We start from the raw sequence: 1,578 nt of genomic DNA, 5'->3' as shown, positions 1-1,578 counted from the left end.
AGATTATTTTTTTTATTATGTGGATAATATGATAATTAGATGATTATTTATCCACAATTATTTTTTTTCATTTTTTTCAGTATTATTAACGGTTATAAAGGTTATCAACATACTAACATGACCTACTACTACTACTACTAAAAAATAAATTATCTATATCTATAGATAAAAATCCATTGTAGATAAAGGAGATGTTCCAATATGAAAATCATATGTAAAAAATCAAATTTACAGGAGGCTGTATTCATATCACAAAAAGCTATTACCGGAAAATCCAGCATGCCTATATTAAATGGACTAAAAATAACAGCTGTAAATAACAAATTAACATTAATAGGATCTGATATAGATTTAAGTATAGAAACTAAAATAGACTCAAATGTTGAAGAAGAAGGAACAGTTGTAATTGATGCAAGACTATTTGGAGAGATTATAAGAAAACTGCCAGGTGAGGATGTAAGCATTTCAACAGTAGAAAATAATTCCCTAGAGATATTATGTCAAAAATCAAAGTTCAACCTGATACATATGAATGCTGAAGATTTTCCTGAAGTTCCTAATATAAATGAAAATATGATATTTTCAATGCCTCAGAAAATATTAAAAAATATGATAAAAAGTGTTATATTTGCCACTGCTCAAGATGAGACAAGGCCTGTTTTAACAGGTGTTTTATTTGAAATTAAGGATAAAAATTTAAATTTAGTGGCTCTAGATGGCTATAGGTTGGCTTTAAAATCAGAATATTTAAATACGAATAATACAATAAACGCTGTAATACCAGGAAAAACTCTAAATGAAGTTTCTAAAATTTTGGAGGACAACGATAAAGATGTTAATATAACATTTACACCTAATCATATATTATTTAATTTAGTCAATACAAAAATTGTATCTAGACTTTTGGAAGGTGAATTTATAAAATATAATTCTATAATTCCTGAGGAATTTAATACCATAGTCACAGCTAAAAAAGATGAACTTTTAGACTGTATTGAGAGGGCATCTTTAATGGCCAAAGACAGCAATACCAATTTGGTAAAATTGGACCTAGAGGAAGGCAATATGATAATAACATCTAATTCTCAATTGGGAATGGTGAGAGAAGAACTAAATATAATTTTGCAAGGAGATACTCTTCAAATTGCATTTAACTCAAAATATCTAATTGATGTACTAAAAATAATGGACGAAGAGGAAATTACTCTGAAATTTTCCAGTAATGTGAGTCCATGTATAATTAAAAATAAAATCAAAGATAATTGTACCTATTTAGTTTTACCAGTTAGACTTTTAAATAGTTAAAAATAAATAAATTGGAGATAATAGAAAATGAATGAAGTTAAAATTAATACAGATTTGATAAAATTAGATTCATTTTTAAAATGGTGTGGAGCTGTTTCACAGGGTTCAGAAGCTAAAATTTTTATAAAAAATGGAAAGGTAAAAGTAAACGGAGAAGTTGAAACAAAGAGAAGTAAAAAACTTTATAGAGGATTTATCGTTGAATTTGAGGGAGAGACTTATAAAATTATATAGCTGAGTTAAAATTTACTGTTAATTATATACTATATGTTG

Annotated in this window: 2 protein-coding genes; both read left to right on the top strand. The window is 26.6% G+C overall.

Annotated features, from left to right (window positions below):
- Window positions 1–201: 201 nt before the first annotated feature.
- Window positions 202–1,305 (top strand): DNA polymerase III subunit beta, encoded by a 1,104-nt coding sequence (dnaN, locus tag CLLU_RS18435; RefSeq protein WP_106011209.1) that lies wholly within the window; start codon window positions 202–204, stop codon window positions 1,303–1,305.
- A gap of 27 nt (window positions 1,306–1,332) precedes the next feature.
- Window positions 1,333–1,539, top strand: a complete 207-nt coding sequence (locus CLLU_RS18430; RefSeq protein WP_106011208.1) for an RNA-binding S4 domain-containing protein — start codon at window positions 1,333–1,335, stop codon at window positions 1,537–1,539.
- Window positions 1,540–1,578: the final 39 nt, after the last annotated feature.

The sequence above is a fragment of the Clostridium luticellarii genome, assembly GCF_002995845.1.
Lineage (GTDB): Bacteria > Bacillota > Clostridia > Clostridiales > Clostridiaceae > Clostridium_B > Clostridium_B luticellarii.
The sequence above is the reverse complement of the archived record's forward strand: the minus strand, read 5'-3'. Positions and strand labels throughout refer to the sequence as shown.

Excerpts from the sequence above, each read along its gene's own strand:
- CLLU_RS18430 (WP_106011208.1), top strand. The coding sequence starts at position 1,333 with ATGAATGAAGTTAAAATTAATACAGATTTGATAAAATTAGATTCATTT.
- dnaN (WP_106011209.1), top strand. The coding sequence starts at position 202 with ATGAAAATCATATGTAAAAAATCAAATTTACAGGAGGCTGTATTCATA.